The sequence below is a fragment of the Streptomyces sp. NRRL F-5135 genome, from assembly GCF_000719775.1.
GTDB lineage: Bacteria > Actinomycetota > Actinomycetes > Streptomycetales > Streptomycetaceae > Streptomyces > Streptomyces hebeiensis.
Genome location: NZ_JOHR01000015.1, coordinates 25,238 through 47,844, shown reverse-complemented (window position 1 = coordinate 47,844; position 22,607 = coordinate 25,238). Strand labels below are relative to the sequence as shown.

General features: G+C 73.3%; 20 protein-coding genes. 3 read left to right on the top strand and 17 right to left on the bottom strand.

Going from position 1 to position 22,607, the window contains the following annotated elements; all coding sequences use genetic code 11:
• Positions 1 to 26: 26 nt before the first annotated feature.
• Both IG02_RS0125600 and IG02_RS0125595 read right to left on the bottom strand, forming a co-directional pair.
• Positions 27 to 1,220 (bottom strand): acyl-CoA dehydrogenase family protein, encoded by a 1,194-nt coding sequence (locus tag IG02_RS0125600; protein ID WP_030752711.1) that lies wholly within the window; start codon positions 1,218 to 1,220, stop codon positions 27 to 29.
• Positions 1,221 to 1,497: 277 nt separating this feature from the next.
• On the bottom strand, positions 1,498 to 3,333 hold the full coding sequence (locus IG02_RS0125595) for an MFS transporter (protein WP_030752708.1): 1,836 nt from the start codon (positions 3,331 to 3,333) through the stop codon (positions 1,498 to 1,500).
• Positions 3,334 to 3,758: 425 nt separating this feature from the next.
• On the opposite strand from IG02_RS0125595, the gene IG02_RS0125590 reads away from it, so the two are divergent.
• The gene (locus IG02_RS0125590) at positions 3,759 to 4,907 is read left to right on the top strand and encodes a phosphatase PAP2 family protein (protein ID WP_030752705.1); all 1,149 of its coding nucleotides are present in this window, start codon (positions 3,759 to 3,761) and stop codon (positions 4,905 to 4,907) included.
• Between the two features lie 209 nt (positions 4,908 to 5,116).
• On the opposite strand, the gene IG02_RS0125585 is transcribed toward IG02_RS0125590, so the two are convergent.
• Both IG02_RS0125585 and IG02_RS0125580 read right to left on the bottom strand, forming a co-directional pair.
• Positions 5,117 to 5,332, bottom strand: a complete 216-nt coding sequence (locus IG02_RS0125585) for an I78 family peptidase inhibitor (protein ID WP_030752702.1) — start codon at positions 5,330 to 5,332, stop codon at positions 5,117 to 5,119.
• A 436-nt stretch (positions 5,333 to 5,768) separates the two neighbouring features.
• Positions 5,769 to 7,055: a glycosyltransferase family 4 protein gene (locus tag IG02_RS0125580; RefSeq protein WP_030752699.1), complete on the bottom strand. Its 1,287-nt coding sequence runs from the start codon at positions 7,053 to 7,055 to the stop codon at positions 5,769 to 5,771.
• 354 nt (positions 7,056 to 7,409) lie between these two features.
• Between IG02_RS0125580 and IG02_RS0125575 the strand changes: the two genes are divergently transcribed.
• Positions 7,410 to 8,195, top strand: a complete 786-nt coding sequence (locus IG02_RS0125575; RefSeq protein ID WP_030752696.1) for a hypothetical protein — start codon at positions 7,410 to 7,412, stop codon at positions 8,193 to 8,195.
• Positions 8,196 to 8,436: 241 nt separating this feature from the next.
• On the top strand, positions 8,437 to 8,784 hold the full coding sequence (locus IG02_RS0125570; protein ID WP_030752692.1) for a hypothetical protein: 348 nt from the start codon (positions 8,437 to 8,439) through the stop codon (positions 8,782 to 8,784).
• Positions 8,785 to 8,929: 145 nt separating this feature from the next.
• Here the strand turns inward: IG02_RS0125570 and der are convergent, their stop codons facing one another.
• The 13 genes from der to ald all read right to left on the bottom strand — a co-directional run bounded on the left by der (position 8,930) and on the right by ald (position 22,536).
• The gene (gene der, locus IG02_RS0125565; RefSeq protein ID WP_030752688.1) at positions 8,930 to 10,390 is read right to left on the bottom strand and encodes a ribosome biogenesis GTPase Der; all 1,461 of its coding nucleotides are present in this window, start codon (positions 10,388 to 10,390) and stop codon (positions 8,930 to 8,932) included.
• Between the two features lie 93 nt (positions 10,391 to 10,483).
• A complete protein-coding gene (locus IG02_RS0125560) occupies positions 10,484 to 11,158 on the bottom strand; it encodes a lysophospholipid acyltransferase family protein (protein WP_078854813.1) in 675 nt (224 codons plus the stop codon).
• A complete protein-coding gene (gene cmk, locus IG02_RS0125555) occupies positions 11,155 to 11,868 on the bottom strand; it encodes a (d)CMP kinase (protein WP_051765733.1) in 714 nt (237 codons plus the stop codon). Before cmk ends, IG02_RS0125560 begins: the two co-directional genes overlap by 4 nt.
• Positions 11,869 to 12,110: 242 nt before the next feature.
• Entirely contained in the window at positions 12,111 to 13,196 is a 1,086-nt protein-coding gene (locus IG02_RS0125550) for a prephenate dehydrogenase (protein WP_030752678.1), read from the bottom strand.
• On the bottom strand, positions 13,193 to 13,555 hold the full coding sequence (aroH, locus tag IG02_RS0125545) for a chorismate mutase (RefSeq protein ID WP_030752674.1): 363 nt from the start codon (positions 13,553 to 13,555) through the stop codon (positions 13,193 to 13,195). Before aroH ends, IG02_RS0125550 begins: the two co-directional genes overlap by 4 nt.
• 300 nt (positions 13,556 to 13,855) lie before the next feature.
• Positions 13,856 to 14,878, bottom strand: a complete 1,023-nt coding sequence (locus IG02_RS0125540; RefSeq protein WP_030752671.1) for an ADP-ribosylglycohydrolase family protein — start codon at positions 14,876 to 14,878, stop codon at positions 13,856 to 13,858.
• Positions 14,875 to 15,735 carry an NUDIX hydrolase gene (locus IG02_RS0125535; protein ID WP_234314905.1) on the bottom strand — a complete coding sequence of 287 codons (861 nt, stop codon included), beginning with the start codon at positions 15,733 to 15,735 and terminating at the stop codon, positions 14,875 to 14,877. Before IG02_RS0125535 ends, IG02_RS0125540 begins: the two co-directional genes overlap by 4 nt.
• Before the next feature lie 151 nt (positions 15,736 to 15,886).
• A complete protein-coding gene (locus IG02_RS0125530) occupies positions 15,887 to 17,167 on the bottom strand; it encodes a pseudouridine synthase (RefSeq protein WP_030752666.1) in 1,281 nt (426 codons plus the stop codon).
• Positions 17,167 to 17,736: an SMC-Scp complex subunit ScpB gene (scpB, locus tag IG02_RS0125525; protein WP_234314913.1), complete on the bottom strand. Its 570-nt coding sequence runs from the start codon at positions 17,734 to 17,736 to the stop codon at positions 17,167 to 17,169. The genes IG02_RS0125530 and scpB overlap by 1 nt, the downstream gene beginning before the upstream one ends.
• Before the next feature lie 89 nt (positions 17,737 to 17,825).
• Positions 17,826 to 19,214 (bottom strand): segregation and condensation protein A, encoded by a 1,389-nt coding sequence (locus tag IG02_RS38465; RefSeq protein WP_107055698.1) that lies wholly within the window; start codon positions 19,212 to 19,214, stop codon positions 17,826 to 17,828.
• A gap of 48 nt (positions 19,215 to 19,262) precedes the next feature.
• A complete protein-coding gene (locus IG02_RS0125515; protein ID WP_078854812.1) occupies positions 19,263 to 19,907 on the bottom strand; it encodes a hypothetical protein in 645 nt (214 codons plus the stop codon).
• Positions 19,892 to 21,016, bottom strand: a complete 1,125-nt coding sequence (locus tag IG02_RS0125510) for a ParA family protein (RefSeq protein WP_030752657.1) — start codon at positions 21,014 to 21,016, stop codon at positions 19,892 to 19,894. Before IG02_RS0125510 ends, IG02_RS0125515 begins: the two co-directional genes overlap by 16 nt.
• Positions 21,017 to 21,420: 404 nt before the next feature.
• Positions 21,421 to 22,536, bottom strand: coding sequence for an alanine dehydrogenase (gene ald / locus IG02_RS0125505; protein WP_030752654.1), 1,116 nt, complete (start codon positions 22,534 to 22,536; stop codon positions 21,421 to 21,423).
• Between the last annotated feature and the right edge of the window lie 71 nt (positions 22,537 to 22,607).

Genomic DNA, 22,607 nt, shown 5'->3' with positions numbered 1-22,607 from the left:
CCCCGCCGGGGCGCCGCACACGGCGGTCACCGGAAGGCGTCGAGGCCGGTGAGCGCCTTGCCCAGTACGAGCTGGTGCATTTCGACGGTGCCCTCGTAGGTGAGCACCGACTCCAGGTTCGTGGCGTGGCGCATCACGGGGTACTCCAGCGAGATTCCGTTGGCCCCGAGGACGGTCCTGGCCGTCCGGCAGATCTCGATCGCCTCCCGCACGTTGTTGAGCTTGCCGAAGCTGACCTGCTCGGCCAGGAGCCGGCCGGCGTCCATCCGCCGCCCCAGGTGGAGCGCGAGCAGGATGCCCTTGTGCAGTTCCAGTGCCATGTCCGCGAGTTTGGCCTGGGTGAGCTGGAACCCCCCGATCGGCCGGCCGAACTGCTCCCGGGTCCCCGCGTACCGCAGAGCCGTCTCGAAGCAGGTGCGCGCTGCGCCCATCGCGCCCCAGACGATCCCGTAGCGCGCGTGGCTCAGACAGCTCAGCGGTCCCCGCAGCCCCCTGGCCTCCGGCAGGACGGCGTCGGCCGGCAACCGTACGTCGTCGAGGACCAGTTCGCTGGTGACCGAGGCGCGCAGGGACCACTTATGGGTGATCTCCGGAGCCGAGAAGCCCGGCGCCCCGGCCGGTACGAGAAACCCCCGGACGCCCTCGTCCGTCCGGGCCCAGACCACGGCGACGCCCGCCACCGAGCCATTGGTGATCCACATCTTGCGGCCGGTGAGCAGCCAGTCGGAGCCGTCCCGTCGCGCGTGGGCGCGCATCCCGGCCGGGTCGGAGCCGTGGTCGGGCTCGGTGAGGCCGAAGCAGCCGATGATCTCGCCCGCGGCCATGGCGGGCAGCCACCGCCGCTTCTGCTCCTCGGAGCCGTAGCGGTGGATCGCGTACATGGCGAGGGAGCCCTGTACGGAGACGAGGGAGCGGATACCGGAGTCGGCGGCCTCCAGCTCCAGGCACGCGAGCCCGTAACTCACGGCGCTCGCCCCGGCGCAGCCGTAGCCCTCCAGGGACATGCCCAGCGCGCCGAGCGCGCCGAGCTCACGGGCCAGCTCGCGCACGCCGGGCAGCTCGCCGCGCTCGTACCACTCGGCGATGTGGGGCAGCACTCGGTCCGCGGCCCAGGCGCGCACGGTGTCCCGCACGGCCAGGTCCTCCGGGTCGAGGCAGTCGTCGATGCCGAGCGGATCACCGGGATCGAAGGGCGGCGTGGCGGCGGACGGTGCGGGCATGGCGGCCTCCGGCGGCCCTGACCGGTCGGTGCTCCCGCCGGTACAGGCCCGTGACGAGCGACGGTGATGACGGACCGGCGCCGAGGTTACGGGGCGGTCCGTCACCCGTCCAGACCCGGCCGCCTCCGGAGCGTGTCCTGGCACCTGTCGGCCACGCCCCGGCCTCCGGGCGTTCCGGCCGCCTTGGCGTCCCGACGGGGGTCCCGGCGCCCCGGCGTCGCGTCCCGGCGTTCCGGCCGACGCCTCGTCGGGACGGGGCCGGACCGGTGCGGAACGTTCAGCGGGTTCCGGCCTCGGTCGCGGCGCGGGCGGCGGACGGCTCCACGGGCTCCCGGGCCTGGCGCGGAGTCCGCGCCGGGGCGGGCCGGGGGGTGTGCCGGGCGGCGCCGCGCTGCTCCGGCGGGCGCGGCTCCCGGAGGTCCCTCGCGTCCCGCGGCTCCCGGAGCTCTCGCGCGCCGGGATCCTCCCGGCCGTCCTGACCATCCCGGCCCGCCGGACCGCCCTGGGCGTCCTGCCCCTCCCCCACGGCGTCGGCGCGGTCGGCGCCGTCGGCGCGGTCGACCGCGGCCGGCGTGGCCGGGCACTCCGCGACCCTCGGCAGCCGCAGCGCCCACACCGCGCCGAGCAGCAGCAGCCCCGCGCTGACGAGCAGCGTCACATGCAGACCGTGCACGAAGGAGTGGCGCGCGGCGGTCCGCAGGGCGGCCCCGGCGGGCCCGTCCAGCCGGGCCGCCACCGCGTACGCCTCGCCGAGCGAGGAGGCCGCCGCCGTCCCCGCGGACCCCGGCACGCCCTTGACGGAGGCGAGCGCGGGCGCGTAGGTCGCGTTCATCACGCTGCCGAGCAGGGCGATGCCCATGCCCGCGCCGAGCTGGTACGAGGTCTCGCCGACGGCCGCCGCGCCGCCCGCCTGCTCCGCCGGGGCCTCGCTCAGCATCGACTCGTACGCGCCGAAGAGCGTGGTCTGGAGCCCCCAGCCGAGCAGCACGAAGCCGACGGTCAGCAGCGCGGGCCGGTCGTGCTGGCCCATCCGGACCAGCAGCAGGACGGCGGCGGCGGTCAGCACGAAGCCCCAGGCCACCATGCGGCGCGGGCCCAGCCGGGCCAGCATGACCGAGCCGGTGACGCCCGCGGCCATGGCGGCGAAGGTGAGCGGCAGCAGCCGCAGCCCGGTCTGCAGCGGGCTGAGTCCCAGCACCAGCTGGAGGTACTGGACGGCGATCAGCTCCAGTCCGACCAGGGCCAGCATGGCGAGCACGATGCAGCCGACGGAGGTGGAGAACGTGCGCCTGGCGAACATCCGCAGGTCGATCAGCGGATGCTCGCGGTGCCGCTGCCGACGGACGAAGAGGACCAGCAGGGCGACACCGGCGCACAGCGGTACCAGCGTGAGCGGGCTGAGCGGCCCCTCTCCGGCCCCGACGCGCTTGACCCCGCAGACGACCCCGAGCACGCCCGCCGCGGCCATCAGGGCCCCGAGCACGTCCCAGGGCCCGTCGGTGCCGCCCTTCGACTCGGGCAGCACCAGCCGGCCGACCGGCAGCAGCACCGCCAGCAGCGGAAGGTTGATCAGGAAGACGGAGCCCCACCAGAAGTGCTCCAGGAGGAAGCCGCCGAGCACCGGTCCGACCGCCGCGCCGACGGCGGCCACGGCGGTCCAGATGCCGATGGCCAGGGCCCGCTCACGCCGGTCGGGGAAGACGGCGCGCAGGACGGACAGCGTCGCGGGCATGATCATCGCGCCGCCGACGCCCAGCAGCGCGCGGGCCCCGATCAGTACCTCGGGGGTGTGCGCCAGGGTCGCCGCGGCCGACGCGGCGGCGAAGATCGCGTAGCCGAGGAGCAGCACCCGCCGTCTGCCGACGCGGTCGCCGAGGGTGCCGAAGAGGATCAGCAGCGAGGCGCAGACGAGCGGATAGGCGTCCACGATCCACAGCAGTTCCACGCCGCTGGGGCCGAGGTCGGCGGTGACGGCGGGGACGGCGACGTGCAGCACGGTCGCGTCCAGCGCGACGAGCAGGAGACTGACGCACAGGACGAACAGGACGACCCAGCGGTTGGCACCGGGCCGGGCGGCACCCGGGCGTGCTCCGGTCGTGCTGGTCCCGGACATCTGCGTACCTCCCAGTGCGTCACTCGCGCTCGGCGGACCGGCGGGGACACCGGTCCCTCGGAGCGGCCCGGCGCCGATGGGCGAGTGAGCCGACAGCGTACGCGAGTCGTCGCGTGTGTCGCATGGTGCATCTCTCACCCCTGTGACCAGGGAGTGTGTCGTACGCCACTCCACCGGGCACGGGCCGGGCGCCCCGGGCGTGCGCGAGCGGACGGGAAATTCCGCGCGACGCCCTGGTGAACTAATTCTTTTCCGCACAAAGACGCTTCCTGAAGCGCTGCGCAGACGAATAGGGTCGAAGGTCACTTCGATTTCGGGAACCGTCCCGGAAAAGGAGTGACCTGAGACATAGTCCACATCACATCGTCATCACAAAGAGACCTGACCGACCAGTTCCCTCACTCACTCGCTGTAACGTCCATTGCGTGCGTACCGACATCTTTGCCCGTCTGGACCGGGAGCCGGAACCGCCGAAGATAGAGATCCCGCGGATGAGCCGCACACGGGCCGCTCTGTTCGGCGGCACGCTCGCGTTCTATCTCGCCATCGTCGTGGCCGTGCTCGTCTCGTCCTGGCTGGTGACCCTCGACTGGAAGGTCATGCTGTTCCGGCCTTACCAGCAGTGGCCGACGCTCCACCCGTACCTCGACTACTTCGTGGTGCTCGGGCAGCGCGGTCCCACCGCGGTGATGATCGCGGCCTGGCTGGGCTGGCGCTCGTGGCGCCAGCACACGCTGCGGCCGCTGCTGACCCTCGGGACCGCCCTGCTGTTGCTGAACGTGACCGTCGGGGCGGTGAAGCTCGGGCTCGGGCGGCTCGGCCCGCATTACGCGACGCGGATCGGCTCGCCCGAGCTGTTCGCGGGCGGCGATATATTTCCTTCCGGCCATACCGCGAACGCCGTGGTGACCTGGGGAATCCTGGCCTATCTGGCCACCACGCCCCGGGCCAGGCGCTATCTGTCGATCCTGTCGTCGCTCGTGGCGCTGGGGGTCGGCGCGACGACCGTCTACCTGGGTACGCACTGGCTGAGCGACGTGCTGCTCGGCTGGGCCGCCGGCCTGCTGATCCTGCTGGGCCTGCCCTGGTTCGAGCCGCTGATCGGCTGGGCGGAGCTGACTCTCTTCGCGCTGCGCGAGCGGTGGCGCGCCCGCCGGGGCGCGCGGCCGGCCCCGGCCGTGCCGCCGACCGCGGTGGTGGCCACGGCTCCGGCCACGGCCGACGGACCGGAGCAGGAACCCGCGCAGGAGCCCGTGCCGCAGGCGGCTCCGGCGCACAGCGCCGCGGCGCAGGGCTCCGTACCGGCCGACGATCCGTCCCGGGAGGCCGTCGGCGCGGGTCACAGCGGTCTGACGGCGGCGAATCCGGCGGCGGGGGCGGGCACCGCACCCGGCACGACGGCGAACGCCGCCAACGCGGCCAACGCGGCCAACGCGGCTCCCAAAGCGGTGGCCAACCGCGGTACCGGCCGGTTCACGCCGGCACGGCCGCACGCGCTGCGCTCCGAGCGGACCCCGATGACCGCGGCGGGCAGCCGGCGCCCCCCGCGCGGCCGGCCCGTGGCAGGCGGCTGAGGGCCCACCGAGGGCGCCTGTCGGGCGGCCCGGGGACAACCGCATACGCACGACCAGGGCCCCGGCGGCGCCGGGGCCCTGGTGCGTTCGGTGAGTGGCGGGCGGTGAGCGGCGGGCGGTGAGCGGCGCGATGCCGTTCGGCCGGACCGGCCGACGCGTCGTACAGCCGTGTCGTACAGACCTGTTCCGGCCGCTTCGTGACGGCTCGTTCAACCGAGCCAGCAGCGGACGACCGTGCCCCCGTCCACCTCGAAGTTCAGCCGGCCCACCACGAACTCCATGGTGATGATCGTGCCCGGCGCCAGTGCCCGGACCGTGGTCCAGCCCCGCTCCCGGGCGCGGCGCTCGGCGCCCTCGGCGTCGAGACCGACATAGGAATCGGGGTCGTCGGCGGGCTGTGCGGGCGGGGTCGGTATCGGTGCCATACCACTCACCGTAGGCGCCCGGATCCGGAGAAGGAAGCGGAACGGATACCGGGAACGGCGTTCACCGCCGCCCACCGTCACACTTCTGTCACAGGGTCAGGGCCCCCGCCGGACGTCGGCGAGTTCACTCATTCGGCCCTCCCCCACCCCTCAACGGAGTAATTCCACGATTTTAAAGACCGCATGAATTCAGCCGGTCCGAATTTCTCCGTCACAAGGCGGGCGACCGGCCTCCCGCGGCCTTCGCGGCATTTGAACGACCGGATGCCATTTCACGTTTTCCCCGCACGATCCGTCGACGGTTGACACGGGGTTCCGGCGGGGGGGAGGTGTTCCGGCCGAAGCCGGTGTCCGGACCCGAGTCCGGGCCGACCGCCATGCGGGGCCGGGCCCGGGCCCGGGCCGGGCCGGGGCCGGACGGACCGGTCCCCCTCCGTCAGCCCTTGCGTCTGCTCCGGACGGTGTCGGCCGCCCGGTCGCGGACGGCGTAGTAGCCGCCCAACGCCACGCTGCCGCCGCGGTTCAGCGTGTCGCGCAGCGTGCGGCCGGAGCCGGAGCCGCGGGCCCCGGCGAGCAGTTCGGTGAAGAGCTTCTCGTGCCGCGCCGTGACGCGCGAGGGATCGAACCGGGACGAGGCGTCCAGGGCGGCCCGGCCCATGCGCCGCCGGCCCTCGTCGTCCTGTATCAGGTCGATCAGCGCCGCCGCGATCGCGTCCACGTCGCCGTTCGGCACCAGCCGCCCGTCCACTCCGTCCGCGATGATCTCGGCGGGCCCGTGCGGGCAGTCGGTGGCCACGACGGGCAGGCCGCAGCGCATCGCCTCGACGATGGTCATACCGAAGGGCTCCCGGCTGGAGGTGACGGCCGCGATCGATCCCTTCACCCACTCTGGCTCCATGGGACTCGTGGGCCCCATCAGGAACACGGAGTCGGACAGGCCCAGCTCGGTCACGAGCGCGTTCAGGTTCGCCTTCTCGTTGCCCGTCGCCTCGCCCCCGCCGTAGATCCGCAGCCGCCAGTCCGGGCGTACGGCCGCCACCTGTGCGAACGCCCGTATCAGCAGGTCGAACCGTTTGACGCGGGTGAGCCGGCCGGCCGCGACGACGTACTTGCCGGTGGAGTCCGAGGGGGCGACGGCGGGCGCGGGCACGGCGTTGTGCACGGCCTCTATGCGTACGCCGGGCAGCCGCAGCCGGCCGCGGTAGGAACGCGCGTCGGTCTCGGTGACGGTGGTGACGGCGTCCAGCAGTCGGTAGCGGTGCGCCAGTTCGCGGCGCAGCCGGGCACTGTGGCCCTCCAGGGTGAGGTGCTCCTGCCCGACCCGTACCAGGCGGCGGGGGGCCTGCAGGGCGATGTGCACGTTGAGGCCGGGGCGGGTGCCGACCACCACGTCCGCCTCCAGCGAGCGCAGGTGGTCGCCGATCCTGGCGTCGGTGAGGCGGCTGTACTGGCGGTGCCGGCCGTCCCCGCGCGGGAAGACCCGGGCCGGGCGGGCGTGCTCCGGGTGGTCGCCCTCGTAGCCGGGGGTGTTGCGGCGCAGGTCGACCAGGTGGCGTATGCGAACCCCCGCGGGAGCGCCCAGGGCCGGCGCGTCGCGGTGGCGGAAGACCGAGACGATCTCCACGTCATGGTCTGCGGCGGCCAGGGTCCCGGCGGTGGTGAACGTCGTACGGATCGTGCCCCCGATGCCGTAGGCGTTGTGCAGCAGAAACGATATGCGCATGTCTTGCCGGGTCCTCCTGGTTCTCACGGCTCCGTCCGCCATGGACGAGTGCGGCCTGCCGTGTCGGCCGACCCGTTAGACGCGGACCGGCGCCGGGGGTTGCCCGCCCGAAGTGGATCTTTGCGATCCCGTGCCATGACAGGAACCCGGATGAGACCGGAACGAGACGTGAACGGCGCGGGAACGAACCGCTCCCGCCGGGGCCCGCCCGATGCGGCGGATGGTTCGATTTCCGTACCCCTTTGTGCGTGACCCGGGCCATGACTCGCCCGTTGTGCCTTTACGAGCCGGGAACAGCCCGGTTTACGAGCCGGGAACGGCCCGGCCCACACACCGAGTTCGAGGAGCCACCCCGTGCCGCGCATGCTCGACGTCAGCGAGGACGTACGCGCCGAGATCGGCGACGAAGAAGCCGACCGGCTGCTCGCCGGGGAGAACTCCCCGGGAAGCTACGACTGCACCTCCTGCCGGACGCCCGGCGACTGCGAGCAGGAGCGGACCAGCACCGTCCTGTTCGTGGGCGACGAGACGGCCGTGCTCGCCTTCGCCCATGCCACCTGCATCCCCTCCCAGGTCGTCCAGGTCGCCGAGGAACAGCTCCAGGGCGCGGTCCGCAGCATCACCGGTGGCGAGCAGCGGAGGCCGGAAGTGCCCGACGCCGCCCCCGGCCAGGCGGTCCTGGGCGTCACCAGCGGCTTGGTGCTGATCGAGGACGAGCTGCACCCCGCGCTGGTCGTCGAGCCGACCGCGCCGATCGCCCGGCCCGGCTCGGGCGGGACCACCGACGAGTTCCTCCAACTGCTGATCGAGCAGGGCTTCCGGCCGGTCGCCGATCTGAACCGGACACCCTCGCCGCTGCCCGGCTGGTCGGTCCTGCTCGCCATGGGCCAGCTGCACGCCGTGCTCCAGCCCGGCACCGGCGGCGGCAGTCCGGTCGCCTGGTGGCAGGCGCACCAGCCGCTCCAGGTCACCGAGGGCTGGCGGACCGCCGCCAACAAGTCGCACACGGTCCTGGTCTTCGCCGCGCCCGTCGGCTCCATCGGCCAGCAGCCCAGGGAGGACCTGCTGCGTGACGCGCTGGAGAAGGCCGCGGTCAACGGCCGGCTGGTCGCCGCGGCCATGCCGCTGGCGGGTACGTGACATGACGAGGGCCGCCCGCGCCGTCGGCCGTGCGGCGGCGCCCGGCACGACTCCCACGGCCGCGCCCCTCGGGGTCCCTACGGGCGCGCACACCCCCGTCCGCGGCGCCGGCACCGACGCCGTCGACGCCGTCCCGTCCGGCCGTGGCCCGGCCGGCGGGACGCCGGCGGCCGCTGCTCCAACCGGGTCCCATTCCGCTGCCCTCCCGCATCCGGCGGGCGGTGGATTCGTTGGCACGTACGTGCACTCATACGACCCCACGCGCCAGCCGTACCAGAGCCACATCCCCGCCATGCGCCCCGCCCAGGACATGCGGAGCGGCTTCTCGGAGACGCCGATCTACGACGCGCTGTACTCCGAATGGCGGCGGTCCTTCCGGGCGCTCCCCGGCGACCGGAGCAACGAGGAGAACCTCGGCTTCACGGCGTTCGGCACCGGTCTGCACGCCGCGCACAGCGGGTACGGCGGGTACGGGAACCACGGCGACCACGGGCACACCGCGTACCTGGGCTCCTGGCAGCGGGACACCCGCCAGCCGACCGGGCGCCATCTGCCGGCGCTGCCGCCGGGGCCGCGCCGCGGCATCTGACGCACGGGAACGGCGCTGAGAGATCGCGCGGACAGGTGGACGGCCGGGCCCCACCCGCCCGGGCGACATCCAAAGCCGTGGGGCCCGGCAGGGACGCTTTCACACGTTCCTGCCGGGCCCCACGGCTTTCCGGGGTCATCCGGTGTCACTTCTTGCGGCCACGCTTCTCCCGCACCCGTACGGAGATGTGGATCGGCGTGCCCTCGAAGCCGAACTCCTCGCGCAGCCGCCGCTCCACGAAGCGCCGGTAGCCGTGCTCGATGAAGCCCGAGGCGAAGAGCACGAAGCGCGGCGGCTTCGTCCCCGCCTGCGTACCGAACAGGATCCGGGGCTGCTTGCCGCCCCGGATCGGGTGCGGGTGGGCGGCGACGAGTTCGCCGAGGAAGGCGTTCAGCCGGCCCGTCGGGACCCGGGTCTCCCAGCCCGCCAGGGCGGTCTCGATCGCCGGCACCAGCTTCTCCATGTGGCGGCCGGTGCGGGCCGAGACATTGACCCGGGGCGCCCAGGCGATCTGCCCGAGCTCCGTCTCGATCTCGCGCTCCAGGTAGTAGCGGCGCTCCTCGTCCAGCGTGTCCCACTTGTTGTACGCGATGACCAGCGCGCGGCCCGCCTCGACGGCCATCGTGATGATCCGCTGGTCCTGGACGCTGATGGACTCGCTGGTGTCGATCAGTACGACGGCGACCTCCGCCTTCTCGACGGCGGCGGCGGTGCGCAACGACGCGTAGTAGTCGGCGCCGGCCTGGAGGTGGACCCGGCGGCGGATGCCGGCGGTGTCCACGAACTTCCACACCTTGCCGCCGAGTTCGATCAGTTCGTCGACCGGGTCGCGCGTGGTGCCCGCCAGTGCGTCGACGACCACCCGGTCCTCGCCCGCGACCTTGTTGAGCAGCGAGGACTTGCCGACGTTGGGCCGTCCGATGAGCGCGACGCGGCGCGGGCCGCCGACGGTGTTGCCGAAGGTCTGCGCGGGCGCGTCGGGCAGGGCCTCCAGCACCGCGTCCAGCATGTCGCCCGTGCCCCGGCCGTGCAGCGCGGAGACCGGGTGCGGCTCGCCGAGCCCCAGCGACCAGAGCATCGCGGCGTCCGCCTCGCCGCTCTGTCCGTCGACCTTGTTGGCGCACAGCACGACGGGCTTGCCGGCCCGGCGCAGCAGTTTGACCACGGCCTCGTCGGTGTCGGTCGCGCCGACCGTGGCGTCCACGACGAAGACGACCGCGTCGGCGGCCTCGATCGCGTACTCGGCCTGTGCGGCGACGGAGGCGTCGATGCCCAGGACGTCCTGCTCCCAGCCGCCGGTGTCGACCACCTTGAAGCGGCGGCCGGCCCACTCGGCCTCGTAGGTGACGCGGTCCCGGGTGACGCCCGGCTTGTCCTCGACGACCGCCTCGCGGCGCCCGATGATCCGGTTCACGAGCGTCGACTTGCCGACGTTGGGGCGGCCGACGACGGCGAGGACGGGCAGCGGGCCGTGGCCGGCCTCGCCGATGGCGCCCTCGACCTCCTCGGCCTCGAAACCCTCCTGCGCGGCAAGCTCCATGAACTCCGCGAACTCGGCGTCGCCAAGCTCTCCGTGCTCGTCGCCGGAGTCGATCTGGTCGTTCATGAAGTCCGTACCTCGTTCATCGTGATCGGTGCCCCGCCGTACGCGGGAGCACTACTCGGTCGTGCTGGTGGAACCTGCCGCATGCACCATGCCTCAGCGCCCGGTGAAGCGCCTGGCGTTTTCCAGGTGGGCGGTCAGCCGCCCCTGGATCCGTTCGGTGGCCTCGTCCAGCGCCTTGCGGGTGCGCCGGCCGCCGGGGGGCCCGGCCTGGAACGGGTCGCCGAAGACCACGTCCACGCGGCTGCGCAGCGCGGGCAGTGCCTTGACCAACCGTCCGGGCCGGTCCGTGCTTCCCAGGACGGCGACCGGCACGATCGGCGCGCCCGAGCGTACGGCGAAGTACGCGAGGCCGGCGCGCAGCGAGGCGAAGTCCCCCTCGCCCCGGGTGCCCTCGGGGAAGATCCCCAGTACCCCGCCGCCGCGGAGCACCGCGAGGGCGTCGGTGATCGCGGTGCGGTCGGTGACCTCGCGGTCGACCTTCAGCTGCCCGATGCCCCGCAGGAACGGGTCGAGCGGGCCGATGAAGGCTTCCTTCTTGATCAGGAAGTGCACCGGCCTGGGCGCGGTGCCCATCAGCATCGGGCCGTCCAGGTTGTGCGCGTGGTTGACGGCGAGGATGACGGGGCCGGCCGAGGGGACCCGCCAGGAGCCGAGGACACGCGGCTTCCACAGACCGTACATCAGCCCGATGCCGATGCCGCGCCCGACGGCCGCCCCCTTCGAGGACGGCCCACCGCCCGTCACCGGCGCCGTCGTGGCCGTGCTCACTTGGCGGCCCGCTTCTCCTCGACCAGGGTGACGACGCACTCGACGACCTGCTGGAGCGTGAGGTCGGTGGTGTCCACCTCGACCGCGTCGGCGGCCTTGGCGAGCGGCGAGGTCTTGCGGCCGGCGTCGGCCGCGTCCCGCTTGATCAGCGCCTCGCGGGTGGTGGCGACGTCGGCCGCCTCCTTGCCCTTCAGCTCGCCGCTGCGGCGGGCGGCGCGCGCCTCGGGCGAGGCGGTGAGGAAGATCTTGAGGTCGGCGTCCGGCAGTACGGTCGTCCCGATGTCGCGGCCCTCGACCACGATGCCGCCCGCCGCGGCGGCCGCGATGGAGCGCTGGAGCTCCGTGATCACGGTCCGTACCTCGGGCACGGCGCTCACCGCGCTGACGTGGGAGGTGACCTCCCGGGTACGGATCGGCCCCGAGGCGTCCGCGCCGTCCACGGTGATGGTGGGGGCGGCCGGGTCGGTCCCGGAGACCAGGACGGGCTTGTCGGCGGCGGTCGCGATGGCCGCGGGGTCCCCGACGTCGACGCCGTTGCTGATCATCCACCAGGTCATCGCGCGGTACTGGGCACCGGTATCCAGATAGCTCAGCCCGAGCTGGGCGGCCACGGCCTTCGAGGTGCTCGACTTGCCCGTGCCCGAGGGCCCGTCGATGGCGACGATCACTGCGGCCGGGGCGGTCCGGGCGGGGGTTGCTCCTGTTTCCACGGGGGGCGAGCACCTTCCTGGTTCACGGGGTGGCGGAGTGGGGACGTCGGTGTGCCCCCGGCACAAGGTTACCGAGTGCACGCCCCGGCCCACGCACCCGTTCGGGGCGCCCGGGGGCGCGGGAGCCCGAGGATGCCCGGGCGCGGGCCCGGGGACGCGCCTCAGCTCCGGGACGGGACTGTGCCCCGCCCCGCACCGGAGGTGTTCGTATGCCCGGGAACCGTGCCGGGGCGGGTGGTCCGCTACTGGCGGATCGACCAGCCCCGCTCCCGCAGCGCCGCCGCAAGCACCGGTGCCGCCGCCGGGTCCACCATCACCTGGACCAGGCCCGCCTGCTGTCCCGTCGCGTGCTCGATGCGGACGTCCTCGACGTTGACGCCCGCGCGCCCCGCGTCGGCGAAGATCCGGGCCAGCTCGCCCGGCTGGTCGCTGACCAGGACCGCGACGACCTCGTACGCCGCCGGGGCGGCCCCGTGCTTGCCCGGTATCCGCGACCGGCCCGCGTTGCCGCGCCGCAGGACGTCCGCCACACCGGCGGTGCCCCCGTCCCGCTTGGCCTCGTCAGCCGACTGGAGCGCGCGCAGGGACTCCACCGTCGCCTCGAGGTCGGCGGCGACACCGGCCAGCACGTCGGCGACCGGGCCCGCGTTCGCGGACAGGATCTCGACCCACATCGCGGGCTCGGAGGCCGCGATCCGGGTGACGTCCCGGATGCCCTGACCGCACAGCCGGACCGCGGTGTCGTCCGCCCCCTCCAGCCGCGCGGCCACCATCGAGGACAGCAGCTGCGGAGTGTGCGAGACGAGCGCGACCGCGCGGTCATGGGCGTCGGCGTCCATCACGACCGGGACGGCGCGGCAGAGCGCCACCAGCTCCAGGGCGAGGTTGAGCACCTCCGTGTCGGTGTCGGACGTCGGTGTCAGCACCCAGGGGCGGCCCTCGAAGAGGTCCGCGGTCGCCGCCAGCGGCCCCGAGCGTTCCTTGCCCGCCATCGGGTGCGTGCCGATGTACGAGGAGAGGTCGAGACCCAGCGCGGCCAGCTCCCGCTGGGGACCGCCCTTGACGCTGGCGACGTCCAGGTAGCCGTGGGCGGCACCGGCGCGCATGGCCTCGGCGAGCGTGCCCGCGACATGCGTGGGCGGTACGGCGATCAGCGCGAGGTCCACGGGGCCCTCGGGCGCCTCGTCGGTGCCCGCGCCCAGCGCGGCGGCCGTACGGGCCCGGGTGGTGTCGTGGTCACGGAGGTGGACGGTGACCCCGCGGCCGGCGAGTGCGAGCGCCGCCGAGGTGCCGATCAGCCCGGTGCCGATGACGAGGGCCGTTCTCATTGGGCGATGTCCCTCCGCAGCGCTGCCGCGGCGCCGAGGTAGACGTGTGCGATGTCGGCCTTGGGAAGGCCGGACTCGACATGGGCGAGGACGCGCACGACCCGGGGCATGGCGCCCGCGATGTCCAGTTCCTGCGCGCAGATCAGGGGAACGTCGACGATCCCGAGGCCGCGCGCGGCGGCGGCCGGGAAGTCGGAGTGCAGATCGGGCGTGGCCGTGAACCAGATGCTGATCAGGTCGTCGGACGTGAGCCGGTTGCGTTCCAGGATCGCCGTGAGCAGGGCTCTGACCTGTTCGTCCATGTGCTCGGGCGCGTCCCGCTCCAGCTGGACGGCTCCACGGACCGCTCGTACCGCCACCGCGTCCTCCTCGATGATCTCGAATCCTCGATTCAGCGTAAGGGGTGACGACGGCGGCCCCCGCCCGGTAAGACGGCTGTTCGGGAGGCATACGGGGCATGCGCGGGCCCCCCGCCGTCCGTCGCGCGGGCCCCGGGAGGGGAAGCCGTACAGAGCGAGCCGTACAGAGGTCCCCGGGGACGGTGGCGAACGGCAGGGGGCCGGTTCTCGGTGGGGTCGTACGCGGGTCGGTGGTGGCGCGGGGCCCGTGGTGGCGTGGGTCCGACGGGGAACGACGGGGGGACGGGCGGGGGACATGGATCAGGAGTCCCAGAGGGCTCCCAGCGACATCAGGTCACTGCGGTACTCGATGCGGTCCGTCCACTCCTTGGGCCAGGCCCCCGCCCCCAGGTGCGCGCCCGCGAAGGCGCCCGCCAGGCAGGCGATGGAGTCCGAGTCGCCGCGGGTGCAGGCGGCCCTGCGCACGGCCATGACGGGGTCCTCGGGGAAGAGCAGGAAGCTGAGCAGTCCCGTGGCCAGGGCCTCCTCGGCGATCCAGCCGTCACCGGTGGCCAGGCACGGGTCGTCCTCCGGGGAGGCGGTCCGGGTGGCGTGCTGGAGGCGTTCGAGGATCTCCAGGCACTCGTCCCAGCCCCGAGCGATGAACGCCTCCGGCGTCGGGTCGTGGGAGAACGTCCACAGGTCGCCGAGCCAGCGGTGGTGGTAGCGGTCCCGGTTCTCGTACGCGTAACTGCGCAGGTGGCCCGCGAGCCCCATCGGCTCGCCGCCCCGCGCCAGCAGGTAGACGGCCCGCGCCGTGAGATCGGAGGCGGCGAGCGCCGTCGGGTGGCCGTGGGTGAGCGCGGCCTGCAACTGGGCGGCGCCCGCGCGCTGTTCGTCGCTCAGGCCGGGGACGAGCCCGATCGGTGCCACGCGCATGTTGGCGCCGCAGCCCTTGGAGCCGATCTGGCTGGCCCGCTGCCACGGCCGCTCGCTGTCGAGGAGCATGCACGCGGTCATGCAGGTACGGCCCGGGGCGCGGTTGTTGTCCGGCGAGTGGTACCAGGCGACGAACTCCTCGCGGAGCGGCCCCTCCAGGCGCTGCGGGCCGAGCACACCCCGGTCCATCGCGGTCCTGATGCCCCGGGCGAAGGCGAGCGTCATCTGGGTGTCGTCCGTGACGAAGGCGGGCTTCGGCAGCGACATCCGCCGCCAGGGCCCGCACTTGGTGAGGATCGACGGTACGTCGTTGAACTCGGTGGGGAAGCCGAGGGCGTCGCCGAGGGCGAGCCCGAGCAGCGTCCCGGTGGCGGCCTGTTTGGTGAGGGTCCTCGCGAGGATCATGCGGTCCGTCCTTCCGGTCGCAGAAGTGGTGGGTGCAGCGTGGTGGCCCGGCCCGCGCGGTACAGCGCGGCGGGCTTGCCCCGGCCGCCCGTCCGGCGCGGGGCCTTCTCCACCGCCTGGACGAATCCGGGTGTGGTGAGGACCTTGCGCCGGAAGTTGGGACGGTCCAGCTCCACGCCCCAGACGGTCTCGTACACCTGCCTCAGCTCGCCGAGGGTGAACTCGGGCGGGCAGAAGGCCGTGGCGAGACAGGTGTACTCCAGCTTGGCGCCGACGCGGTCGTAGGCGTCGGCGAGGATCAGTTCGTGGTCGAAGGCGAGCGGGCCGCGCGCGTCGTAGGGCGTCCACCGGGCGCGGGCCGCGTCCCCGCCGCCGCGCGGCTCGGGCAGGTCGGGCACCAGCGCGGCGTACGCGACCGACACGACCCTCATCCTGGGGTCGCGGTCCGGGTCGCTGTAGGTGCGCACCTGTTCCAGGTGGAGCGCGCCCGCGGTCTCCTCCGACAGACCGGTCTCCTCGGCGAGTTCACGGCGGGCCGCCCGTTCCGCGGACTCCCGGGGCAGGACGAACCCGCCGGGCAGCGCCCAGCTCCCCAGGTACGGCTCCGCCCCGCGTTCGACCAGCAGGACGTGCAGCCGGCCCTCGCGCACGGTGAACACGGCGAGGTCGACGGTGACCGCGAACGGCTCGAAGGCACCGGGGTCGTAGCCCTCGGGGACGCGCGGTCCGCGGCCGGGCGCCGGGGCGGAACCGGAGTCTCCGGAAGGCGCGGGGCGGCACGGCGGCAGCGGGCCGGGACGGCCGGCCGGGTCGCCGACGGCCGGCGCGGGACCGATGTGGAACTCAGCGCGACGCACACCCAACCCCTTAATAGTCACTCTGACTATAAAAGTGAAAGGCGCCTGCCGACAAGAGCGAAGCCCGCGTCCGTGCGGACGCGGGCTCTTTCTTCCCCACCACCGATCAGCGTGCGCACCAACGGCAACAGCGGTGCACACGACGGTCGTTCTACAGACCCACTTCCTTCATCAGCATCCCGACCTCGGTGTTGGTCAGACGGCGCAGCCAGCCCGACTTCTGGTCGCCCAGCGGGATCGGCCCGAAGGAGGTCCTGACGAGCCTGTCCACCGGGAAACCCGCCTCCGCGAGCATCCGGCGGACGATGTGCTTGCGGCCCTCGTGGAGGGTCACCTCGACCAGGTAGTTCTTGCCGGTGTTCTCCACCACGCGGAAGTGGTCGGCCTTCGCGTAGCCGTCGTCCAGCTGGATGCCGTCCTTCAGCCGCTTGCCCAGGTCGCGCGGCAGCGGGCCCTGGATGGCGGCGAGGTAGGTCTTCTTGACGCCGTAGCGGGGGTGGGTGAGGCGGTGTGCCAGCTCGCCGTGGTTGGTGAGCAGGATGATGCCCTCGGTCTCCGTGTCGAGCCGGCCCACGTGGAAGAGCCGGGTCTCGCGGTTGTTGACGTAGTCGCCGAGGTTCTGCCGGCCGTCCGGGTCCTCCATGGTGGAGACGACACCGGCCGGCTTGTTGAGCGCGAAGAAGAGGTACGACTGGGTGGCGACGGTCAGCCCGTCGACCTTGATCTCGTCCTTCGCCGGGTCGACGCGCATGCCCTGTTCGCGCACGATCGCGCCGTTGACCTCGACCCGGGCCTGTTCGATCAGCTCCTCGCAGGCGCGGCGGGAGCCCATGCCCGCGCGGGCGAGGACCTTCTGCAGCCGCTCGCCCTCCTGCTCGGCACCGGGGAAGGTCTTGGGCGTGCTGACCCGCGGCCGCTCCGCGTAGCGGTCCCGGTTGCGCTGCTCGATCCTGGCGTCCAGCTCGCGGGGACGGGCGGCGGCGCCACGGCGTGGCCCGCCGGTGTCCCGCGGGGCGCGGGGGCCGCCCTTGGCGCCGCCACGGGCCGCGTCGCCGCGGGCGCCGGAACCCTTGCGGGCACCGTCGGACGAAGCGCCGGAGCGGCCCGCGCCACTGCCCGAACCCGTACGGCCGGAGCCGGATCCCGGCCGGCCCGAACCGGCGCCCGGACGGCCGGAGCCACCGGGCCCGCCCGTGCCGCCCACGTCGTACCGGCGCTCCTCCGGGCGGGGGCGGGAGGGCCGCTTCTGCTGCTCGTCGCGCCCGTTGCCCGCGCCCCGGTAGTCGCGGCTGCTCGCGCCGGAGCGGCCCGTGCCGCCCCGGCCCCCACCGCCCCGGCCCGCACCGCCGCGGCCGGCGCCGCCCCGGTCGCCGCCGCTGCCGCTCCCGCCGCTCCGGTTGCCGCTTCCGCTGTTCCTGCCGCTGCTTCGCATCACATGTCCGTCGTCTTGTCGTCTGCGTCGATGTCCGGTGCGTCCGGATCGAACGACGGAACACCCTCCAGGGTCTCGGACTCGATCGCGTCCGCCTCGGGGAGGAAGGGCGCGAGCTCCGGGAGCTCGTCCAGACCGCGCAGGCCCATCCGCTCCAGAAAGTAGTTCGTCGTCCCGTACAGGATCGCACCTGTTTCGGGTTCCGCGCCCGCCTCCTCGATCAGCCCGCGCTGGAGGAGGGTGCGCATGACGCCGTCACAGTTCACGCCGCGTACGGCGGAGACCCGGGACCGGCTCACCGGCTGCCGGTACGCCACGACCGCGAGCGTCTCCAGGGCGGCCTGGGTGAGCCGGGCCTGCTGTCCGTCGAGGACGAAGCCCTCGACGGCGGCGGCGTATTCGGGCCGGGTGGAGAACCGCCAGCCGCCCGCGACCAGCCGCAGTTCGAAGCCGCGGCGCTGCACGGTGTACTCGTCGGCCAGTTCCCGCAGCGCGTCCGCGACGGCGCGCCGGGGGCGGTCGAGGACCTTGGCGAGGTGCTCCTCGGTGGCGGGCTCGTCGACGACCATGAGGACCGCTTCCAGGGCGGGTTTGAGGGCGAGTTCCGCCACCGGGCCGGCGTCCGGCTCGTCACGCGCCTCGCTCCGCTGCTGCTCGCTCACACCCGCACACCTTCTCCGTCTGCTCGTCCTCGCGGATCGCTCCCGCCCGCCGTGCCGGTGTGGCGCTTCTCACCGTGCCCGCCGGTCCTGCCGCCCTCATGCCCTTCGCCGTCCTCGCCGTCCTCGCCGTCCTCGGGGTCCTCCTGACCGGGTTGATCGAGCTGATCGAGTTGATCGAATTCGTCCGTGACGGCCGGTTCCGCGCCGTCGTCCCCGCCCGTCCAGCGGATCATGAGCGCTCCGAGCGCCTCGTCCTGGTCGAGCGCGACGGCACGCTCGCGGTAGAGCTCCAGCAGCGCGAGGAAGCGCGCCACGACGGTGAGGGTGTCGGCGGCGTCCTCGGTGAGTTCCTGGAAGCTGCTCTCCCCCCGCTCCCGCAGCCGGGCGACGACGATCCCCGCCTGCTCGCGCACGGAGACGAGCGGCGCGTGGATGTGGTCGACGTACACCCGCGGGGGCGGCTTGGGCCGCATCGCCTTCACGGCGAGCCGGGCGAAGCCCTCCGGCCCGATGCCGATGACGACCTCGGGGAGCAGTTCGGCGTGGTGGGGTTCGAGCCCGACGGTACGGGGGTGGCGCCGGGCCTCGGCGTCGAGGCGGTCCTGGAAGATCTCGGCGATCCGCTTGTACGCGCGGTACTGGAGCAGCCGGGCGAAGAGCAGGTCGCGCGCCTCCAGCAGGGCGAGGTCGGCCTCGTCCTCCACCTCGGCGGCGGGCAGCAGCCGGGCGGCCTTGAGATCCAGCAGGGTGGCGGCGACGACGAGGAACTCGGTGGTCTGGTCGAGGTCCCAGTCCGGGCCCATGCCCCGGATATGGGCCATGAACTCGTCGGTCACCTTGGAGAGCGCGACCTCGGTCACGTCCAGCTTGTGCTTGGAGATGAGCTGGAGGAGGAGGTCGAAGGGCCCTTCGAAATTGACGAGCCGCACGGTGAACAGCCGCGGGTCGCCCTCGGCGGGTCCGTCGACGGCCCGGGCGGCGTCGCCCTCGCCGCCGTCGCGGTCCGGGCCGTCGGCGGGCCCGGCCTGCCCGGTGGCCGCGGTGTCGTCCCCGGCGCGGGTGGTGCCGCCTTCGGCTCGGGCCGCGTCGTCCCTTGCGCGGACGGCGGTGTCCCCGGCCTCGCGGCCGCCGTCCGGGTCCGATCCGGGACCGACGGGGGCGGGCGGACCGGCCTCGGGAGCCGTGCCGGGGCCGTCGGCCGGGGCGGGCGGGCCGGCCGCCGGGTCCCCGCGGTCGGGGCTCGCGGCGTCAACGGGCCGCGGCGCGCGCTCGGGGTCCGCGTCCGGTCCCGGGGCTTCCGGGCCGGGGGCCGTCGGCCGTGCCAGGCCCGGGCCACGGCCCAGCGGGCGGCGGGGCCGGCGGAACGGAGGGGGAGGCGGAGGCATCGGGGTCCTGGGGGCGGGAGCTTCAGGGGCGGCCCGCGCAGGCTACCTTCAGCGCCCGCGCAGGCGCCGTACGAGGATGCTCGCGTCGCCGCGTGATTCCAGGTCGGCCAGGACCACGGCGACCGCTTCGCGGACGATCCGTCCCCGGTCGACGGCCAGCCCGTGCTCCCCGCGCAGCACCAGCCGGGCGTGCTCCAGGTCCATCAGTTCCTCGGCCGAGACATAGACCGTGATCTTCTCGTCGTGCCGCTCCCGGCCGCTGGGCCGGCGGTTCGCGCCGCGTCCCCGGCGGCGCTGCTGACCGCCCTGCGCCCCGGCGGCCGCCGCCGGGGCGCCCGCACCCGCGGAGGTCCCCGAGGCGTCCCGGGACGGCCTGCGGCCCTTCATCGCCGCCGCGGCCTGATCCGGTGCCGCCGTGCCCGCGGTGCCGCCCGCCGCGCCCGTGCCGCCGGCCGCGCCCCGGTTCCGGGACGGCTCGCCGGGCTCCGGCTCGGCGGCCGGGCCGTGCTCCTCCTCGGCCGGCTCCGCCGCCTGGTCGGCACCCGCCTCGTCGCCCGCCCCCGTCGGCGCGGGCACCCGCGGCTCGCCGCCCGCGTTCCTGCGCCGGTCCACGGGGGTGGACGACTGGAGCGCCGTCCCCCCGGTCGTACGGAAAAGCTCGTCGGCCCCGGGCAGACTCACTCGGCGTGACACCGGGCGAGCACCTCCCTGGCGAGCTGGCGATACGCGGCGGCGCCGACGGAGTTCGAGGCGTACGTCGTGATCGGCTCACCGGCGACCGTGGTCTCCGGGAAACGCACGGTGCGCCCGATCACCGTGTGGTAGACGTGGTCGTCGAACGCCTCGACGACGCGTGCGAGGACCTCTCGGCTGTGCACCGTACGGGAGTCGTACATCGTGGCGAGGATGCCGTCCAGCTCCAGCTCCGGGTTGAGCCTCTCCTGGACCTTCTCGATCGTCTCCGTCAGCAGCGCCACGCCGCGCAGCGCGAAGAACTCGCACTCCAGCGGCACGATCACCTTGTGCGCGGCCGTCAGCGCGTTCACGGTGAGCAGACCCAGCGACGGCTGACAGTCGATCACGATGTAGTCGTAGTCCTGGAGCAGCGGCTTGAGGGCGCGCTGGAGGGTGGACTCGCGCGCGACCTCGCTCACCAGTTGCACCTCGGCGGCCGAGAGGTCGATGTTGCTCGGCAGCAGGTCCATGTTGGGCACGGCGGTCTTCAGCAGCACCTCGTCCGCCGACATGCCCCGCTCCATGAGCAGGTTGTAGACGGTGAGGTCGAGCTCCATCGGGTTCACCCCGAGCCCGACCGACAGCGCGCCCTGCGGGTCGAAGTCGACGAGCAGCACGCGGCGGCCGTACTCGGCGAGCGCGGCGCCCAGGTTGATGGTCGACGTGGTCTTGCCCACGCCGCCCTTCTGGTTGCACATCGCGATGATCTTCGCGGGGCCGTGGTCGGTGAGCGGGCCCGGGATCGGGAAGTACGGCAGCGGACGCCCCGTGGGCCCGATCCGCTCGCGGCGCTGGCGGGCGGCGTCGGGCGCGAGGGTGGCCGCGTATTCGGGGTCGGGTTCGTACTCGGCGTCGGGATCGTAGAAGTGCCCCTCGGGCACCTCGTCGTAGTCGGCGAATGGAGTGGACTCTCGGCCACCCTCGTTGCCGGCCCTGGCGTTCACGTGTTGGCCGTCCATCATCTGGTGGGCTGTCGTCATGTGCTGGTGGGTGGCGAAGGTGCGGACAGCTACGGAGCCGACAGCCTCCACGAGCCCGGTCGGCGGGCTCTGGACCGTCGTGGGCATTCCTGGGTGACCACCCCCGGGAGTAAATGTCGACTCATTCACAAGTCGTCTTACCTCCTTGGAAGGGACCAGGAAACTTATCGATAGGTCAGCGTGGCACCATGCCGACGATTGGCGACTCTATGGCGTGTCACCGGTCCGCAGCAACACAATCCGCCGGACCCGGCCCGATGTGTCGGTGACCGAACGCCTCTCTGTCAAGGGCGCACACGCCTCTCACCAAGGCATGGTCCACATGTCGCACGGGCGCGCGAAACGGTGGAAAGTGTTGTGCCCAGGGCCCCTTGGAAGGACCCGCGGAACGCCCGCGAAACGATTCGGCGACGCCCGGGCACACACCGACGGCCGGTCCTCGCTCGGCAAGGTCCGGCCGTTGGCGTGAGATTGACGACAAGGGGGGCGAATCAGCCCAGAAGAGCGCCCAATTCGACGTGCGCCAGGCCGTGCGCCTCGGCGACCTCGCGGTAAACCACCTGGCCGTCATGGGTGTTGAGGCCCCGGGCCAGCGCCGGGTCGCGGCGCAGCGCCCCGATCCAGCCGTGGTCCGCGAGTTGCAGGACGTACGGCAGTGTGGCGTTGGTCAGCGCGTAGGTGGAGGTGTTCGGCACGGCGCCGGGCATGTTGGCGACGCAGTAGAAGACGGAGTCGTGCACCCGGAAGGTCGGCTCCGCGTGGGTGGTGGGACGCGAGTCCTCGAAGCATCCGCCCTGGTCGATCGCGATGTCGACAAGTACACTCCCGGGCTTCATCCGGGCGACCAGTTCGTTGGTGACCAGCTTCGGCGCCTTCGCCCCGGGGATGAGGACGGCCCCGATGACGAGGTCGGCCTCGGTGACCGCCTTCTCCAGCTCGAAGGCGTTGGAGACGAGCGTCCGCACCTTCGTGCCGAAGATCCGGTCCGCCTCGCGCAGCTTGGCGATGTCCCGGTCGAGCAGCGTGACGTGGAAGCCCATGCCGACCGCGATCTGTGTGGCGTTCCAGCCCGAGACCCCGCCGCCGATGACGACGGCCCGGCCCGGCGCCGTACCGGGAACCCCGGCCGGCAGCACCCCCCGGCCGCCCGCCGAGCGCATCAGGTGGTACGCGCCGACCTGCGGCGCGAGCCTCCCCGCGACCTCGGACATCGGGGCGAGCAGCGGCAGCGCGCGGTTCGCGGTCTCGACCGTCTCGTAGGCGATGGCGGTGGTGCCCGAGTCCAGCAGCGCGTCGGTGCACGCGCGGGACGCGGCGAGGTGGAGGTAGGTGAAGAGCGTCTGGTCCTTGCGCAGCCGGTGGTACTCCTCGGCGACCGGCTCCTTGACCTTCAGCAGCAGGTCGGCCGCGGCCCAGACCGCGTCGGCGGTGGGCAGGACGCGCGCGCCGGCGGCGGCGAACTCGTCGTCCGGGATCGAGGAACCGGTCCCCGCGTCGCGCTCCACGACGACCCCGTGACCGTGGCGCACCAGCTCGTGCACACCGGCCGGGGTGATCGCCACCCGGTATTCGTTGTTCTTCACCTCGCGGGGGATGCCTACCAACACGGCGGATCACAGTCCTCGGCTCTGGGGATGTCTCGGGCGTTCCACACGAACCCGGGCGGGTGCGGGCGTAC

What these genes read in the sequence shown, in the direction of transcription:
- IG02_RS0125600 (WP_030752711.1), bottom strand. Translation starts at nt 1,220, where the DNA reads ATGCCCGCACCGTCCGCCGCCACGCCGCCCTTCGATCCCGGTGATCCG.
- IG02_RS0125595 (WP_030752708.1), bottom strand. Translation starts at nt 3,333, where the DNA reads ATGTCCGGGACCAGCACGACCGGAGCACGCCCGGGTGCCGCCCGGCCC.
- IG02_RS0125585 (WP_030752702.1), bottom strand. Translation starts at nt 5,332, where the DNA reads ATGGCACCGATACCGACCCCGCCCGCACAGCCCGCCGACGACCCCGAT.
- IG02_RS0125580 (WP_030752699.1), bottom strand. Translation starts at nt 7,055, where the DNA reads ATGCGCATATCGTTTCTGCTGCACAACGCCTACGGCATCGGGGGCACG.
- der (WP_030752688.1), bottom strand. Translation starts at nt 10,390, where the DNA reads ATGAACGACCAGATCGACTCCGGCGACGAGCACGGAGAGCTTGGCGAC.
- IG02_RS0125550 (WP_030752678.1), bottom strand. Translation starts at nt 13,196, where the DNA reads ATGAGAACGGCCCTCGTCATCGGCACCGGGCTGATCGGCACCTCGGCG.
- IG02_RS0125540 (WP_030752671.1), bottom strand. Translation starts at nt 14,878, where the DNA reads ATGATCCTCGCGAGGACCCTCACCAAACAGGCCGCCACCGGGACGCTG.
- IG02_RS0125530 (WP_030752666.1), bottom strand. Translation starts at nt 17,167, where the DNA reads ATGCGAAGCAGCGGCAGGAACAGCGGAAGCGGCAACCGGAGCGGCGGG.
- scpB (WP_234314913.1), bottom strand. Translation starts at nt 17,736, where the DNA reads ATGGTCGTCGACGAGCCCGCCACCGAGGAGCACCTCGCCAAGGTCCTC.
- IG02_RS38465 (WP_107055698.1), bottom strand. Translation starts at nt 19,214, where the DNA reads ATGCCTCCGCCTCCCCCTCCGTTCCGCCGGCCCCGCCGCCCGCTGGGC.
- IG02_RS0125510 (WP_030752657.1), bottom strand. Translation starts at nt 21,016, where the DNA reads ATGCCCACGACGGTCCAGAGCCCGCCGACCGGGCTCGTGGAGGCTGTC.